The sequence below is a fragment of the Lysobacter sp. Root667 genome (genome assembly GCF_001427715.1).
Lineage (GTDB): Bacteria > Pseudomonadota > Gammaproteobacteria > Xanthomonadales > Xanthomonadaceae > Lysobacter.
In genome coordinates this window covers 45,600-59,418 of record NZ_LMHF01000012.1, presented here as the reverse complement: position 1 = coordinate 59,418, position 13,819 = coordinate 45,600, and the positions used below count along the sequence as shown (strand labels likewise).

Below are 13,819 nucleotides of genomic sequence, written 5' to 3'. Positions count from 1 at the left end.
GTCCGCGCACCGTCGCGCTAGGCTAGGGCCCCCACGCCCGAGACCGCCCCGCGTATGCGCCGTCTGCTCGTACCGCTGCTGCTGATCCTGCTCGCCGCCTGCCGCGGCACCGCTCCGGCGGCCGATACCGCCGCGGCTTCGCCCGTACCGGCGACTGCGCCGGCTGCTGCGGCGCCCGCGCCCGCGCAGCCGAAAGCCCCCAACGACTGGGCCCGATTCGAACCCGACATCGCCGCCTTCGAGGCCGAAGACAGTCGCGTGCGCCGCATGCCCGGCGCGGTGGTGTTCGTCGGCAGTTCCTCGTTCCGGCTGTGGACCACGCTGCACGAGGATCTGCCCGGCATCGTTGCGATCAACCGCGGCTACGGCGGCTCGCGCGTGTACGACTCGGTCCATTACGCCGACCGCATCGTCACCCCGTACCAGCCGCGCGCGGTGGTGTTCTACGCCGGCGACAACGACCTCCAGGAAGGGCGCACGCCGCGCGAAGTCGCCCAGGATTTCGCGGCCTTCGTCGAGCGCGTGCGTGCGGCGCAGCCGAAGCTGCCGGTCGCCTTCGTCTCGATCAAGCCCAGCCCGGTGCGCGCGCAGCTGCTGCCGCAGGTGCGCAGCGCCAACCTGCTGATCCGCGAATACGCCGCCAGCCACCAGGTCGCCTATCTGGATGTCTACACGCCGATGCTCGACGCCCGGGGCCAGCCGCGCGAGGAGCTGTTCGTCGCCGACCGCCTGCACATGAACGAAAAGGGCTATGCGATCTGGGCGGGCGTGCTCGGTCCCTGGCTGCGTGGGTTGTAATGCCGGCATGAATACGCGTCTGTCCGCCGTCCTGTTCGCGCTGTTGGCCCTGGTCGCGGCCCCGGCCCAGGCCGCGCCGCCGCCGCAGGCCGAGCGCGAGATCGAACAGCTGATCGCCGCCCTGGCGCGCTCGGGCTGCCAGTTCCAGCGCAACGGCAGCTGGTACGACGCGGGCCAGGCCCAGGCCCATCTGCGCAAGAAGTACGCTTACCTGCGCAAGCGCGACATGGTCGCCAGCGCCGAGCAGTTCATCGAGCGCGCCGGCAGCGAAAGCAGCATGAGTGGACGCGCCTATCAGATCCGTTGCGGTACCGCCGCGGCGCTGCCGTCGGCGAACTGGCTGCGCGCGCGCCTGAACGAAATTCGCGGCAAGCCCGCAGCCAAACCGGCCGCCGCGCCGCCGCCGCGCTGAGGCGTTAGACTGCCGGCGTCGCCGCCAGGAGCGTGTATATGAGCCAAGCATCGCGACCCTTCGTCCGTTCGCGCCACGACCGCATGATCGCCGGCGTGGTCGGCGGCATCGCTCAGCGTTTCGGCTGGAACGCGACCCTGCTGCGCGCGATCTACGTGATCGTGTCGATCGCCTCGGCCGCGTTTCCCGGCATCCTCGTGTACCTGATCCTGTGGCTGCTGATGCCCGAAGAGGGCTCTTCCTGAATCCGCAGCTGCGCGTCGTCGGTCGCGCGCTCGGCGTCGTCTGGGCGTCGCCGGTGAGCGTGTTGGGCCTGCTCGCGGGCGTGGTCGGAATGGCCTTCGGCGCTCACGCCCACCTGCGCCGGCGCGAGTTCGCGCTGGTGTTCCACCGCTGGCCCTGGGGGCCGGGCGGCGCGATCACCCTCGGCAACGTGATCCTGCACACCGGCGACAGCCTGGATTCGCCCTGCGTGACCTATGCCCATCGCGCAGGTCACGGCGACGAGCCGGACATCCAGCTCGCCGACCACGAACGCGCGCACGTCTACCAGTACATGGTGCTGGGGCCGCTGTTCCTGCCGCTGTACCTGCTCTGCGGCGGAGTCAGCGTGCGCAACCGTTTCGAGCGCGCCGCCGACCGTTATGCCCAGTCCGGCCGCGGCTGGTGGCCTTGGACGAAGTGATGTGGGCCATCGTTACAGAAATTTGACCGGGTCCTAACGCTGCCGCGGATATCCTTCCAGCGTCGGAGAAAAACCAACGGGCGCAAGCCCGATGCAACCGCTCCGACACGGAAGGCCCGGCCACCGAGGTAACACTCGAAGACTGGGCCTTCTCATTTTTGCGGCATCTATCCGCAAAACCTTTCTGGCCCCCTGTGGGAGCGGCGTAAGCCGCGATCGCGCGATCCCACGCGCCCGCGCGGCCATCGGCAAGCTCATCGCGGCTTACGCCGCTCCCACAGAAAGCGGCGAAGGTGCTTGGGGCTGCAGCGTTGGTGCGGGAACGGGAGCCGGATCCCCAGCGCTCGCGGATCGTCGCTATCGGCGAGTTCTTCGCGGCTTACGCCGCTCCTACAGAAAGCGGCGAAGGTGCTTGGGGCTGCAGTGCTCGCGGATCGTCGCCATCGGCGAGTTCTTCGCGGCTTACGCCGCTCCTACAGAAAGCGGCGAAGGTGCTTGGGGCTGCAGCGCTCGCGAATCGTCGCTGTCGGCGAGTTCATCGCGGCTTACGCCGCTCCCACAGAAAGCAATGTACGCCGCGCCACAGAACGCGATGCCGGCGCTCAGCCTTGCAGCGGCAACACCGCCGCCGTCTCGCCGCCGGGCGCGGCATCCGGGCCGTAGCGCCTTTCCACGAACACGATCGACTCCGAGCCGACCAGCACGATGGTGCTGCAGCGGGTGCCGTAGCGTTCGCCGCGCACGAACGGCGGCGACAGCACGCGTTCGAGTTCCAGGCCGACGCCGGTATCGGGCAGTTCCGCATCCGGCGCGGGCGTGGTGTCGGCGAGCGCGGCGAACAGCGGTCGCAAGGCCGCGGCATCGGGCCGGGCCTGTGCGGACGCGGGCGAGTCCAGCCAGGCCGAGAGCGCGCGCGTGGCGTGGCCGCTCTTGGGCCACTGCGCATCGAAGGCGCCGTTGGACATGGCGTGCACGCCGGGCGCGATCGGGTATTCGGTGTATGTCGGGTAGTTGCTGGCGAAAGCCAGCGCCTGTCCGTCCCACAGCACCAGGTTGAAGCGGCCGTAGTCGGGCGCCTGTTCGCGTACCGTCGCCAAGGTCTCGTGCGCGGATGCGCTGCCGCGCACGAAGCCGCGCACCAGCGCGCCGCGCGAACGCGGCGCGGCATCGGGCGCGAGGCCGGCGCGGACGTTGGTGACTGCGGCCAGGCGCCCGCGCGTGGACACCATCAGCCAGCCGCCGCCCTGGACCAGGTCGCGGCCGCCATAGACGTCGGGCGATTCGGGGTCGGGACCGGCCGCGGCGGCGGCGCGCACGTGCGATTCGTCGCGGTTGGCGATCAGGGCGAGTGGGTAGCGCGAATGGCTACGCCAGGACAAAGCGATCAGGCACATGCTGCGATGCTACCGCGGACGCGGCCGATTGCCGCGCCCGCATGCGCTCAACGATGGCGGACGATGCGCGGGTCGCTGAGCAGACGTGCGAGGTAGCCGCGGCGTCCGCTCGAACGCGGCGATTCGGCTTGCGTGTCCGGCGCCAGCATCGCCGGTTGCGAGGCCATGCCCATGCCGGCGCCCACGCCCGCGCCCTGCAACGCAAGATCGGTGCCTTGGACGATACCCAGCGGCGCATAACCGCTGTAGCCGGGGAACACCGTGCCGAGCTGGTTGTTGCCCATGCGCCGGACCAGGATTTCCGACAGCACCCGGCGGTGGTCGGTGGTCACCGGCACGTCGCCGTAGTACGCCGACAGCGTTTCCGGATTCAGCCCCGGCCACTGGCCGTAAAAGCGGCGGCCGTTGACCGCGCCGCCCATCACCATCACCGGATTGCCGTAGCCGTGGTCGGTGCCGCGGTTGGCGTTCTCGCGCACGCGGCGGCCGAACTCCGACTGCACCACCGTGGTCACGCGGGACAGGTGGCCGCTGGCCGCGAGTTCGTTGTGGAACGCGGCCAGCGCCGCCGAGAGTTCGGCGATCTTGTTCTGGTAGTAGTGATAACCGCTGCCGGCGCTGCCCTGGCCGTCGTGGGTGTCCCAGCCGCCCAGGTCGAGGGTGGCGTAGCGCAGGCCGAGGTTGAAGCGGATCGACTGCGCGATGGTCCACAGCTGTTCGGCGAAATTGCCGGTCGGCCAGTTCGCCGGCAGCGGCGCGTAGGTCTGCTGCGCGATCACCCGCAGCGAACCGTCGGCGCGCAGGCCGCCGATCTCCAGGCCGGTGTTGCCGTTCCACATCGAGGCCAGGGTTTCGTTGACGCCGCGCAGGCCCGCCGGCGAATCCGAGCGGGTCTTCTGCCACTGCCAGGCGCCGGAATCGAGCGCGAAATCCGACGGCCGCCCCATGGTCAGCGCGCGGGTGGTGCCGTTGAGGTTGGCCGGCTGGCGGTTGTTCACCGCCAGCGCCGGCATCGCCTCGGCACCGCTGGTGCCGGGCTGGGTGTTCATCGCACGCGCCAGCCAACCCACGCCGCCGCCCTGGCCGGGCGTGCCGAGGTCGATCGACAGCTGGGCGTCGAAATGGCTGCGCGTGACCGAGGTCAGCAGGCCGCAGGCGTGCACGATCGCGAGCTGGCCGGTGTTCCAGATGTCGCGCAGCCCGGTCGCCGACGGATGCAGGCCGAAGCCGGTGCCCGCGCCGCCGGCCAGGGTCAGTGGCAGCGCGCCGTAGGTGCCGCTGGTGGCGATCTGCAGCGCCGGCCGCGCCTGTTCGTAGAACGTGCGGTCGCTGCCGTCCACCGGCACCACCAGGTTGAGGCCGTCCATGCCGCCGCGCAGGAACAGGAACACCACGGTGTCGTGCGCGTTGGCCGCCGCTTGCGCGTCGCCGGAGAACAGCAGGGTCGGGCCGACCGCGCCGACCGCGGCGGTGGCGGCGCAGGCCTTGAGGAAGTGACGGCGGCTGAGGGTGATCGAAGGCATGGCGGTTTCCTCAGCGGCTCAGGAATTCGGGCGTCATCAACACCAGCGACACCATGCTGCGCAGGCGTTGCTGGTTGTAGTGGCGCTTGAGGTCGGTGCCGGCCCAGGTGTCGGTGTCGGTGATCACGTAGCTCGCCGGATCGCCGTTCTGGGCCATGAACGCGATCAGCGACTGGCGCCGCGCCGCGTCGGGCAGGTAGCCGAGCAGACGCCGGCACCAGTAGTCGACCAGGTTGGGCGCGGTCCAGCTGGCGACCTCGCTGCGGCTGAGCTGCAGGATCGGCAGCAGCGGCACGCTGGTATCGCTGGTCTCGGTGAGCCAGTTGAGCATCTTCCACGTGGTCGCGTAGGTGCTCGCGCCCGACCAGGCCAGGCCGGTGTCGGGATAGCCGTTCGGTGCCGGCCAGTCGTAGGGCGCATGGCCGGTGAAGCCGAAGCGGTACAGAAAATCGTCAGACTTCGAATGCGCCGGGCGCAGGGTCCAGTCGCTGCCGCTGGCGCGCATCGCCGCGACGATGGCCTCGAACGGGCGCCGGTTCTTCTGCCCCCAGGCATTGCTGAAAGCGCTGGAGTTGAGGATATGGCGCAGCACGTGCTCGATCTGGTTCGGGCTCTGCCACTGCTGGCGGAACACCGCCGCGGCCGAGGCGACCAGGTCCGGCGGCGGCGTGTCGTTGACGAAACGCCGCACCAGCTTGGCGCAGACGAAGCGGGCGACGCCGGGATGGCTGGCCAGGCGGTCGAGCACGTCGCGGCCGTCCTTCATCGCCGGCTGCTCGGGATTGAGCAGCCGGCCGAGCACGAACTTCGGACCCGCATCGTGCCAGGCCTGGCGATAGACGAAGGTGCCGTCGTTCTCGGTCGGGTACTGCCAGTTCGCGTTCTTCAGGCTCCAGCCGGTGAACGCCGACGCGGTCTCGTACACGTCGATGTCGGTATAGCCGGACGGGTAGGCGGCGTCTTCGGGATCGGGCGGCACCAGGAAGGGATCGGTGAAGCCCAGGTAGCGGCCGGCGCCGAGGGTGTGCAGTTCCAGCAGTTCGCGCGCCCAGTTCTCGTTCGGGCCGGAGCGGCTGTTGGAGACGTTGTCGAGGTAGAACAGCATCGACGGGCTGCAGGCCACGTCCTCGAGCATGGTGCGGAAATTGCCGAACGCCGACTTGCGCAGCACGTCGCGGTCGTAATGCACGTACACCGGGCCGGAGGCGAAGTCGTTGGCGGTGACGTTGAAGTGGTCGTGCCAGAAATTGACCATCACCTCGCGCAGCTGGCGCTTGGAATAGGTCGCGCGCACGAAGGCCGCGCGCTGGATCTCCCAGGCCGGGCGCATGCGCACGTCGTAGACCGGATCGGGCACCACGTGGTCCGCCCACAGCTGGGTCAGCGACTTGCCCAGCGTGGTGTAGCCGGCCGCGCTCAGGCGCGCCTCTACCGCGCTGTCGTCGATCGCGGTCCAGTCCAGCTGCCAGTCGATGTAGTTCTGCAGGCGCTGGGCGTCGTTCGAGCCCAAACCGTTGAACTCCGCCAGCGCCGTCGGCGTGACGCCGTAGCTCATGTTGTTGAGCGCGCGGATCGCCAGACTGGGGCGGGCGAGGGTGACGAGCTGCGCCTGCGAATCGCGCGACATCGACGGCGCGCCGGCCATCTGCGGCGCGCCGGCCATCTGCGGCGCGCCGGCCATCTGCGGCGCATCGTCGCTCCATGTCGCTGCGGGCTGCGCCGCGGCGGTCGCGGCCTCCTGGATTTCCTGCGCGCGCGCAGAGTTCTCGAACCGCTGCGGCCGGATCCAACGACCCTTGCCGTAACGACGGAACAGGTGCGACTGCGCCAACGCCCGTTCGCGCCTGGCTTTGCGATTCATGACCGATTCCCCGGGACTTCCCCTTTGTCCAGCAGTATCCGGGCTGGCAGTGACAGGGGAACGCGAATCTAGTCACATAAATGGTGTCATTCGCCTGTTATGTGACTGCGGCAGGCGGCGTTGCGGGGCTGGCGATCGCTCGCAAGCCCTGGCCGTTGCCGGTGCCGGAAATAGGGATCGAACCGACACGCTTTGAGTGGCGACGGATTTCGAGTCCATAGGCGATTCCTCTATGGGTCGAGGCCCATCACTGGAATGCAAGCGTGAGGATGCGCAGCGCCTCCCGCGTTCGCCGGTCGCTGAGGTTGCTGTAGAGCACCACGTCCTGCGAGCGTATCGGCGGCAGCGACAGCAGCGCGCCGACGTCGACGGTGCCCGGCGGCGCCGCGCGCCGCGCCAGCACCGCCACCGCGAGGCCGGCGATCGCGGCGGCCCCCAGGATCGCGGCGCCCTTGCCGACGAAGACTTCGCGCCATTCGATGCCGGCCCGATCGAGCGCGCGCACCGCCTCGATGCGCACGCGACAGGATTCGCCCTGCGTCGCCAGCGGCAAGGGCTGGCCTGCGCGCGGCTCCCAGCCCGCCGCCGCGAACCACGAAAAGGATTCCGCGAACACCGCCTTGCCCCGCTTGCCGCGATCCTCCGGGCGCAGCACCAGCACCGCATCGAGTTCCCCCTGTTCCAGGCCCTGCATGAGCTCGTTGGTGCCGGCGATGCGTATCTCGACCAGCAGGTTCGGATCGTGGTCGCGCATCTGCCGCAACAGCAACGGCAGTTCGCTGCCGACCAGTTGCTGGTTGATGCCGATCGCCAACCGGCGCTGCTCGGTCTCGAAGGCGGCGGCCGCACGGTCGTGGGACGACACCAGTTCGCGCGCCACGCCGAGAAAGGCCAGTCCCTCGGCCGACAGGCGCACATGCCGCGGCGTGCGCTCCAGCAGGCGGCGGCCGAGCTGCTCTTCCAGGCGCCGCAGCTTGATGCTGACTGCGGACTGGGTGGTGCCCAGTACGTCGGCCGCCCGGGTGAAGCTCTGCAGGTCGGCCGCCAGCAGGAAAGCCCTGACCGCATCCACGTCCATCGCCTTCATCTGGATAGATTCGATTTCTATATGTCAGATATCCTTGTAGATGTATTTTTCATATCCATCAAGCGGCCTAGGATGGAGCGGTCGATCCCAACCATGAGGATTCACCGCGATGAAACCACTGACCGGCGCACTCGTCGCAATGCTGGCGGGCCTGGCCGCGCGCGACGCGCAAAAGCCGCCCCGCGCGTTCCCCTTGCAAGGCAGCTGGACCCTGGTCGCAGCGGACAAGGTCTTGCCCGATGGCCGGACCGCGCGCGACTACGGCGAGCACCCGAAAGGCAGGCTGGTCGTCGATGCCAAGGGGAGGTACTCGCTGCAGATCTTCAAGTCCGAGCGCCTGCCGTTCGCCCGCGACAGCAAGGCCGATGGCAGCGTCGACGAATTCAGATCCGCGGTCATGGGCAGCAGTACCCACTACGGCACGATGACGATCGAGCCAGCGGCAGGGCTGCTGGTGTTCTCGATCGAAGGTTCGTCCTTTCCCAACTGGGAAGGCACCACCCAGAAACGCCAGTACCGGTTCGACGGCACCGAACTGCGTTACAAGGTGCCGCCGCGAGCGGATGGGAGCATCCCGATTTCCGTGTGGCGCAGGCTGGATTGAGCCCGGCCTTATCTCGTTCGCAGTCCCCGATTCATGCTTCAACCGATGGAGTCTCCATGCCGCATTTCGTAGTCGACTGTTCTCAGGAAATACTTCAGATCCACAGCGAAGCATCGATCATCGCGCAGCTGCATCGTGTGGTGAGCGCATCGGGGCTGTTCGAGGAATCGGACATCAAGATTCGTGTCCATCCTTTCGCGACCTACGCCGTCGGCGGCGAACGCGAAGATTTCATCCACGTCTTCGCCTGGATCATGCAGGGACGCAGTGTCGAGCAACGCGCGGCCTTGTCGAAGGCCATCGTCGGCGAGCTGGCCCGGATGTTTCCGCTGCTTCCCCGCGTTGCCGCGAATATCGCCGAGTTCGAGCAGGCGACCTATTTCAATCGCGCCATGATGTGACTGCCCGGCTGGTCACAGAATGGTGCCATAGCGCTCTCGCTCTCATTCGAGAGCCAGATAGATTTAGGAACAGATGCCCGCTTTGGCTCGTAAGCGGATTTGCCCAGCGCTCCCGTAGTCCTGTCCGCGATGGCCGCAGTCATTCGACCAACGGTCGCGCTCTTGCTTCGACGTGTGCGGGGAAAGGTCCGACAGGGTCACAGGCCGGAGTATTGCCTGACCATTTCCAATCTTTCCGCCTCCGATGCGCTCCGGTTTCGCGCGTAGGCCTGTTCGGCGTCCGGACCGGCGAGATACAAGACCTGACCGGTTCCATCCGTCGCCGCCGTGAGAATGATTTCGGCAATGGACTCGGGGGTGGAATAGTTGCCGCGCCGCTGACCCATGGCGGCCATGACTTTGGACACGGTGTCGCTATAGGCATGCTCGCCGGTCTCGAAGGTGAGGGTCATCGAACGACCGGCGAAATCGGTGGCCACGCCTCCCGGCGCTATGGTCTTGGCGCGGATGCCAAACGGCGCGAGCTCGTACGACAGCGATTCGGTGAAGCCGATCACCGCGAACTTGGTTGCGTTGTAGAGGGAGAACAAAGGAAGCGAGATCAAGCCGCCGAGTGAGGCCACATTGATGATCGTCCCGCCGCCCTGGCGTCGCATCGCGGGCAGCACCGCGCGGGTTACGGCGAAGACACCGTCCACATTGGTCGCGAACTGGCGGCGGATCTGCTCGTCCGTCGCGGTTTCGAACGGGCCGAACACGCCATAGCCGGCATTGTTGACGACCGCATCGATACGGCCGAACGCTTCCAATGTGGCGGCGATGGCCCTTTCCACCGAAACCGGGTCGGTAACGTCGAGGGGCAGCACCTTCGCCTCCTGATATGGGACGAGGGCGGCACCGTCGGCCGGGTTCCGCATGGTGGCGGCCACACGCCAGCCGCGCTTGGCAAACAGGCGTGCGGTGGCTAGGCCGATGCCGCTGGAAGCGCCGGTGATCAGAACAACAGGGGTGGTTTCGTCAGGCATGACCGCCTCTCCATTAGTGAAAAAATATTCGGTTTTAGGGCAAAAAAATACTCAGGACCGGACCCCGTCCCAGCACAGCTGGAACGCGATCGATCGAGCCTCCTCGGTGTCGGCGATCGACCCCGCACGGATCAGCCGCGCGGTCTCGCGGACCGAACCGATGAACAACGAGGCCAGGAAAGGTGTCGGCACCGCCTTCAGGGCTTCCTGTCGCTGTCCCTCTTCGACAATCTGCAGCAATCCTTCGCCGAGCCGCGCGACATAGACGCGGCTGTCCTCGTTCATGAGGGAAGAACCGACAAACTGTTCCATGAAGCTGACCTGGTCATGCTGGCTCAGCCGATGATCGAGCATCCGGTTCCACACTCCGCGCATCCGCCCTTTGAGCGGCAGGCCGGGGTCGATGTCGGCGCCGTAGAACGCCAGGGCCTCCCGTTTGGCGCGGCGGTACACCTCGTTGAACAGTGCTTCCCTATCGGCGAAGTAGACGTAGAGCGTACTGGTGCCAATGCCGGCGGCCTTGGCGATCTCCGTCAGCGTCAGGCCAAGCAGCCCGCGCTCTGCCGCCAAACGGCAGGTCGCGGCGATTACGGCATCCAGCTTCTTTTCGTCCTTCTGCTTCATGGACGGCATCATAACCGAATATATTTTCGGTTTCAACCTGGCAAAGGGCGCCCGCTAGAAGCGTTGGACTATGTGTTCAGGCAAAGAGTCGCGGGCTACAGTTTTAGGCCCGCTACGCACACGGACACGTCCGCTTCGGGTCGGAAGCGGACATAGCAGCGTTAGTCCAAGCAAAGGAAAGGTGATCCGCCGGCATTGCGGAACATCTGGCTAAGCACGAAACAAATTGCGGAGCAGCCGCGCAAGCAAAAAGGGCCTGCGATCGCTCGCAAGCCCTTCAAGTTACTTGGTGCCGGAGGTGGGACTCGAACCCACACGCTTTTAAGGGCGGCGGATTTTGAGTCCGCTGCGTCTACCGATTCCGCCACTCCGGCAGCGGGCGCGCAGTATAGCCGAGGTCGGCGGGCGCGGTCTGCCCATCGGCTCGATGTCGCTCAAAAGCCGCCGTAGCGGGCCATCGCGGCGGCCAGGACCAGGATCGCGGCGATCAGGATCAGTTCGAAGCGGACCACGCCGCGCTGGCGGGCGACGTCGGCGGGCTCGGGGAGGAAGGCGGGGTTGGCGCTGAGCGCTTTGCGCCAGCGCAGGAAGCGCAGGGTCGGCAGCAGCGAGAGCAGGCCGATCAGCACGTAGGCGCCGAGCTTGGCGTGGAACCAGGGGTTGTGCAGGTAGAAGTCGCTGCCCTTGGCGCCGTAGAACACGCGCAGCAGGCCGGCGACCAGCAGGAAGCCGGCGGCCATGCCGTAGCCGGCGTCGATGCGGGCCAGGCGTTGCAGGGCGGCGGCGTCGAGCGGGCCGCGCAGCAGGGTGGATTCGGCGACCAGCATCGCGATCAGGGCGAAGACCAGCAGGTGGTGCAGGGCGGCTAGCAACAGGTCGGTCAGCATGGGGCGCTCGGCTGTTGTGGCGGGAGAGGGGATTGTAGATGCGGTGGGCGGACGGCGCGTGTTCGCGGTGATCCGTCTTGGGGCAGGGGCGAGGTGAGTTGCGACTGCGCTGGCGCGTCGGAGGTTCGGGTCGCGACTTACGTCGCTCCTACCCCAAGGCAGAAGCCGGGCGGTGCGGTGGCTGCGCAGGCACTCGGGGCTTCGGGTCGCGGCTTATGCCGCTCCTACCCAAAGCCGAACCGAAGCGGCAACTGCGGCTCAGGCGGCTTCGTCGGTCTTCAGCGCTTTGTCGACGCGGGTGAACCATTCGCCTTCGCGCGGGACGAACATCGAGCAGGCTTCCATCGGCGCCTTGTAGATGTGCAGCGAGACGGCGACGTTCTCGCCGCTGGCGTTGCGGATGGTGTGGTACTCGTGCGGCGGGATCAGGCTGCCGGCGCTGCCGGGGCCGGCGTGCATGCCGCCAGCGGCACGGAAGCGGAAGTGGTCGCCGTTGCGCTCCAGCAGTTCGTACTGGGTGATCTCCAGCTCGCCGTCCCAGACGCCTTCCACGCACCACAGGCCGCAGTGGTCGTGCATCGGGGTGCCCTGGCCCGGGCCCCAGGTCATGGCGACCACGCTGTAGCCCAGTTCGGGGCTGCGGTAGATCTCGCGGCGGGCGTAGTGGTCGTCGATCGGGTCGAAGACGCAGTCGGGCAGGTGCACGTCGCGGTCGCGGATCAGGCCGCACAGGGTGTTGCGCAGCGCCGCGGTCACGGCGTGTTCGTCGCCGGCATGGACCGCCTTGTCGATCGCGGCGATCAGCTTGTCGTGGCCCGGGAAGTCCAGATCCGGCAGCGGGTCGTTCTGATGACGTTGCGTTATGTCCATATAACCATTCTAGCGGCATGGGCGGCCGCCGGCACGTCGTCCGGCTGGCGCGAACGCGGGGCGCGCGATATCACAGCTCGGCGAGAAAGCCCGCCACGGCGGGCCCGAAGCGGCCGATATCGACCAGGAAGGCGTCATGGCCCTGCGGCGACTCCAGCGGCAGGAAGCGGGCGTCGGCGCCGCCGGCACGCAGGCCCTCGGCGATTTCCTCTTGCTGCTGCAGCGGGAACAGGATGTCGGTGCGCACGCCGATCGCCAGGGCTTTCTCGACCTGGATCTTGGCCAGGCCGGCACGGGTGTCGGCCGGGCCGGCGTCGTCGGCGCCGCGCGCGTAGTCACCCAGGTCGAACCAGTCCATCGAGCGGCTGAGGTAGAGGTAGCAGTTGGGGTCGAAGCGGCGCACGAAGCGGCGGGCGTGGCCTTCGAGGTAGCTCTCGACTTCGAATTCCAGGCCGAAGGGTTCGTCGTCGGCGCGGTCGGAGTCCAGGCGCACGCGGCCGAAGCGGCCGTCCCATTCCAGCGCCGAGCGGTAGGTGATGACGCCGAGCTTGCGCGCCATGCGCATGCCGGCCTCGGGGTAGCTGCGCTCGTCGTAGCGGCCCTGGTACCAGTGCGGGTCGAGCCGGATCGCCTCGCGCTGCAGCGAGCGGATCGCGATCGAGAACGGCAGTGCGCGCGCGGCGCCGGAGATGTTGATGTGGCTACGGGCGATGCCGGGATGGCGGATCAGCAGGGCCAGCGCGGTCATGCCGCCCATGGAATTGCCGATCACGCAGGCCAGGCGCTCGATGCCCAGGCCGCGCACGACCACGGCGGCGGCGTCGGCGCCGTCTTCGACCGAGAGTTCGGGGAAGTCGAGGCGGTAGGGCTCGCGCGTGGCTGGATGGATCGAAGCCGGGCCGGTCGAGCCTTTGCAGCTGCCCAGCGAGTTCACGCAGATCACGAACCAGCGGTCGCTGTCGATCGGCTTGCCGGGGCCGAGCATGGCCTCCCACCAGCCCGGTTCCGGGTTGCCGGCGTTGGCCGCGGCGTGGGCGTCGGGCGAGAGGCCGGTGACGATCAGGATGGCGTTGTCGCGCGCGGCGTTGAGTTCGCCCCATGTTTCGTAAGCGACGCGGGCGCCGTCGAGGCGGCCGCCACGCTTCATCGGGAAGCCGTCGGGCAGGGCGAAATAACGGGTGCCGGGCGGGATGAATTCGGTCATGCCGGGTGCTGCCTTCCTGGTTGCGGGCGCGGCGCGCTGGGAGCGGCATCGGCGCTTGGGGGGATCATTTTGCCTGTGCGGACGGCGTGGGGGTTAGGCGCGGGGGCGATGAAGAGATAACGGGAAGCGATTGGCAGGTTGTGGCAAGGCGGGCGGCGATGCGAGCGTAGTTGCTCGCTTGCGCCGGGCCCTCACCCCAACCCCTCTCCCGCTCGCGGGAGAGGGGCTACGGGCTTTAGCGGTTGTTCGTGCGTCGTTGCGCAGAAGGGGGTTGCGTGGCGGTGGCATGCGCTGCGCTTGCGCCGGGGGCCCTCACCCCAACCCCTCTCCCGCGAGCGGGGCTATGGGCTTTAGCGGTTGTTCCTGCGTCGTTGCGCCGAAGGGGGTGCGTGGCGGTATCGGGCGCTGCGCTTGCCGGGCCCTCACCCCAACCCCTCTCCCGCG

At 67.9% G+C, this 13,819-nt stretch carries 15 protein-coding genes and 1 tRNA gene; 6 read left to right on the top strand and 10 right to left on the bottom strand.

Features of this window, described 5'->3' with window-relative positions:
- Positions 1–54: 54 nt before the first annotated feature.
- The 4 genes from ASD78_RS11740 (at position 55) to ASD78_RS11725 (ending at position 1,895) form a co-directional block, all read left to right on the top strand.
- Positions 55–798, top strand: a complete 744-nt coding sequence (locus ASD78_RS11740; protein ID WP_056101577.1) for an SGNH/GDSL hydrolase family protein — start codon at positions 55–57, stop codon at positions 796–798.
- A 7-nt stretch (positions 799–805) separates the two neighbouring features.
- Positions 806–1,210, top strand: a complete 405-nt coding sequence (locus tag ASD78_RS11735) for a DUF5329 domain-containing protein (protein WP_056101574.1) — start codon at positions 806–808, stop codon at positions 1,208–1,210.
- 38 nt (positions 1,211–1,248) lie between these two features.
- Positions 1,249–1,455: a PspC domain-containing protein gene (locus tag ASD78_RS11730; RefSeq protein ID WP_055899684.1), complete on the top strand. Its 207-nt coding sequence runs from the start codon at positions 1,249–1,251 to the stop codon at positions 1,453–1,455.
- A gap of 89 nt (positions 1,456–1,544) precedes the next feature.
- Positions 1,545–1,895: a hypothetical protein gene (locus tag ASD78_RS11725; RefSeq protein ID WP_235566493.1), complete on the top strand. Its 351-nt coding sequence runs from the start codon at positions 1,545–1,547 to the stop codon at positions 1,893–1,895.
- A gap of 602 nt (positions 1,896–2,497) precedes the next feature.
- On the opposite strand, the gene ASD78_RS11720 is transcribed toward ASD78_RS11725, so the two are convergent.
- The 4 genes from ASD78_RS11720 to ASD78_RS11705 all read right to left on the bottom strand — a co-directional run bounded on the left by ASD78_RS11720 (position 2,498) and on the right by ASD78_RS11705 (position 7,760).
- Positions 2,498–3,289, bottom strand: coding sequence for an NRDE family protein (locus ASD78_RS11720; RefSeq protein WP_056101570.1), 792 nt, complete (start codon positions 3,287–3,289; stop codon positions 2,498–2,500).
- Positions 3,290–3,336: 47 nt separating this feature from the next.
- Positions 3,337–4,812 (bottom strand): DUF1501 domain-containing protein, encoded by a 1,476-nt coding sequence (locus ASD78_RS11715; RefSeq protein WP_056101567.1) that lies wholly within the window; start codon positions 4,810–4,812, stop codon positions 3,337–3,339.
- A 10-nt stretch (positions 4,813–4,822) separates the two neighbouring features.
- Positions 4,823–6,673, bottom strand: coding sequence for a DUF1800 domain-containing protein (locus ASD78_RS11710; RefSeq protein ID WP_056101564.1), 1,851 nt, complete (start codon positions 6,671–6,673; stop codon positions 4,823–4,825).
- Between the two features lie 247 nt (positions 6,674–6,920).
- Entirely contained in the window at positions 6,921–7,760 is an 840-nt protein-coding gene (locus ASD78_RS11705) for a LysR family transcriptional regulator (RefSeq protein WP_056101561.1), read from the bottom strand.
- A gap of 109 nt (positions 7,761–7,869) precedes the next feature.
- Here ASD78_RS11705 and ASD78_RS11700 point away from each other — a divergent pair, with 109 nt between their 5' ends.
- Entirely contained in the window at positions 7,870–8,364 is a 495-nt protein-coding gene (locus ASD78_RS11700; RefSeq protein ID WP_056101557.1) for a lipocalin-like domain-containing protein, read from the top strand.
- Between the two features lie 56 nt (positions 8,365–8,420).
- The gene (locus ASD78_RS11695) at positions 8,421–8,765 is read left to right on the top strand and encodes a 5-carboxymethyl-2-hydroxymuconate Delta-isomerase (protein ID WP_055899666.1); all 345 of its coding nucleotides are present in this window, start codon (positions 8,421–8,423) and stop codon (positions 8,763–8,765) included.
- Positions 8,766–8,962: 197 nt separating this feature from the next.
- Here the strand turns inward: ASD78_RS11695 and ASD78_RS11690 are convergent, their stop codons facing one another.
- The 6 genes from ASD78_RS11690 to ASD78_RS11665 all read right to left on the bottom strand — a co-directional run bounded on the left by ASD78_RS11690 (position 8,963) and on the right by ASD78_RS11665 (position 13,375).
- Positions 8,963–9,790 carry an SDR family oxidoreductase gene (locus tag ASD78_RS11690; protein ID WP_055899663.1) on the bottom strand — a complete coding sequence of 276 codons (828 nt, stop codon included), beginning with the start codon at positions 9,788–9,790 and terminating at the stop codon, positions 8,963–8,965.
- A gap of 51 nt (positions 9,791–9,841) precedes the next feature.
- Positions 9,842–10,414, bottom strand: coding sequence for a TetR/AcrR family transcriptional regulator (locus ASD78_RS11685; RefSeq protein WP_162250165.1), 573 nt, complete (start codon positions 10,412–10,414; stop codon positions 9,842–9,844).
- 287 nt (positions 10,415–10,701) lie between these two features.
- A tRNA-Leu gene (locus ASD78_RS11680) sits at positions 10,702–10,788 on the bottom strand.
- A gap of 60 nt (positions 10,789–10,848) precedes the next feature.
- Entirely contained in the window at positions 10,849–11,301 is a 453-nt protein-coding gene (locus ASD78_RS11675; protein WP_056101551.1) for a DUF2214 family protein, read from the bottom strand.
- 258 nt (positions 11,302–11,559) lie between these two features.
- Positions 11,560–12,171: a cysteine dioxygenase family protein gene (locus ASD78_RS11670; protein ID WP_056101548.1), complete on the bottom strand. Its 612-nt coding sequence runs from the start codon at positions 12,169–12,171 to the stop codon at positions 11,560–11,562.
- Between the two features lie 70 nt (positions 12,172–12,241).
- A complete protein-coding gene (locus tag ASD78_RS11665; protein WP_055899651.1) occupies positions 12,242–13,375 on the bottom strand; it encodes a homoserine O-acetyltransferase in 1,134 nt (377 codons plus the stop codon).
- Positions 13,376–13,819 lie beyond the last annotated feature (444 nt).

Coding starts and splice junctions, on each gene's coding strand:
- ASD78_RS11740 (WP_056101577.1), top strand. CDS start 55: ATGCGCCGTCTGCTCGTACCGCTGCTGCTGATCCTGCTCGCCGCCTGC.
- ASD78_RS11675 (WP_056101551.1), bottom strand. CDS start 11,301: ATGCTGACCGACCTGTTGCTAGCCGCCCTGCACCACCTGCTGGTCTTC.
- ASD78_RS11665 (WP_055899651.1), bottom strand. CDS start 13,375: ATGACCGAATTCATCCCGCCCGGCACCCGTTATTTCGCCCTGCCCGAC.
- ASD78_RS11725 (WP_235566493.1), top strand. CDS start 1,545: ATGGCCTTCGGCGCTCACGCCCACCTGCGCCGGCGCGAGTTCGCGCTG.
- ASD78_RS11730 (WP_055899684.1), top strand. CDS start 1,249: ATGAGCCAAGCATCGCGACCCTTCGTCCGTTCGCGCCACGACCGCATG.
- ASD78_RS11715 (WP_056101567.1), bottom strand. CDS start 4,812: ATGCCTTCGATCACCCTCAGCCGCCGTCACTTCCTCAAGGCCTGCGCC.
- ASD78_RS11710 (WP_056101564.1), bottom strand. CDS start 6,673: ATGAATCGCAAAGCCAGGCGCGAACGGGCGTTGGCGCAGTCGCACCTG.
- ASD78_RS11720 (WP_056101570.1), bottom strand. CDS start 3,289: ATGTGCCTGATCGCTTTGTCCTGGCGTAGCCATTCGCGCTACCCACTC.
- ASD78_RS11705 (WP_056101561.1), bottom strand. CDS start 7,760: ATGAAGGCGATGGACGTGGATGCGGTCAGGGCTTTCCTGCTGGCGGCC.
- ASD78_RS11695 (WP_055899666.1), top strand. CDS start 8,421: ATGCCGCATTTCGTAGTCGACTGTTCTCAGGAAATACTTCAGATCCAC.
- ASD78_RS11670 (WP_056101548.1), bottom strand. CDS start 12,171: ATGGACATAACGCAACGTCATCAGAACGACCCGCTGCCGGATCTGGAC.
- ASD78_RS11735 (WP_056101574.1), top strand. CDS start 806: ATGAATACGCGTCTGTCCGCCGTCCTGTTCGCGCTGTTGGCCCTGGTC.
- ASD78_RS11690 (WP_055899663.1), bottom strand. CDS start 9,790: ATGCCTGACGAAACCACCCCTGTTGTTCTGATCACCGGCGCTTCCAGC.
- ASD78_RS11685 (WP_162250165.1), bottom strand. CDS start 10,414: ATGAAGCAGAAGGACGAAAAGAAGCTGGATGCCGTAATCGCCGCGACC.
- ASD78_RS11700 (WP_056101557.1), top strand. CDS start 7,870: ATGAAACCACTGACCGGCGCACTCGTCGCAATGCTGGCGGGCCTGGCC.